Genomic DNA, 503 nt, shown 5'->3' on the forward strand with positions numbered 1-503 from the left:
ACAGCAAAACCTTGTGTTGATGCAAGCGGTGGATGACTTCTGTGCGGATTCTAAGTTGGAAAAGCAAGAAGTTAACGAGTACAAAAAGCAGGTTTATAACTACTGTAACGAGCAGATCAAATCTGGCGAAGAGGTTCAAATTTCTGAACTTTCTGGTGAGTTACCGCCAAGCCAAGATGGTACGAGCTTTATGGACTTCACCAAAGAGCAAGGTTACGAGCTTGAAGAATCATTCCCTGGTGATCGCTCAACGGTTCGTAAGCTGACTAAATATGTGGGTGCCGGTGGTGGTTTAAATATCAGCTTTGACAGCTTGTTATTGGGCGAGCGTATTTTCTACGACCCAGAAACAGATACGCTGACGATCAAAGGTACGCCGCCAAACTTGAAAGATCAGTTAAGTCGTAATTAATTCTTATGAAGAGAGCCCTAGGCTCTCTTTTTTTATGTGAAGCAAGCACAGCCAGAGCTCAGAACATGGTATATGCTTGTAATTAATGGAT

The 503-nt window shown here is 42.9% G+C and carries 1 protein-coding gene; it reads left to right on the top strand.

The window, feature by feature from the left end; all coding sequences use genetic code 11:
• Positions 1-412, top strand: a 412-nt coding sequence (locus tag R7Z49_RS28010; RefSeq protein WP_318112927.1) for a nucleoid-associated protein, incomplete at its 5' end; no start/stop codon positions are given.
• Between the last annotated feature and the right edge of the window lie 91 nt (positions 413-503).

It is taken from the genome of Vibrio sp. 1562 (genome assembly GCF_033340155.1).
In the GTDB taxonomy this organism is placed as follows: domain Bacteria; phylum Pseudomonadota; class Gammaproteobacteria; order Enterobacterales; family Vibrionaceae; genus Vibrio; species Vibrio alginolyticus.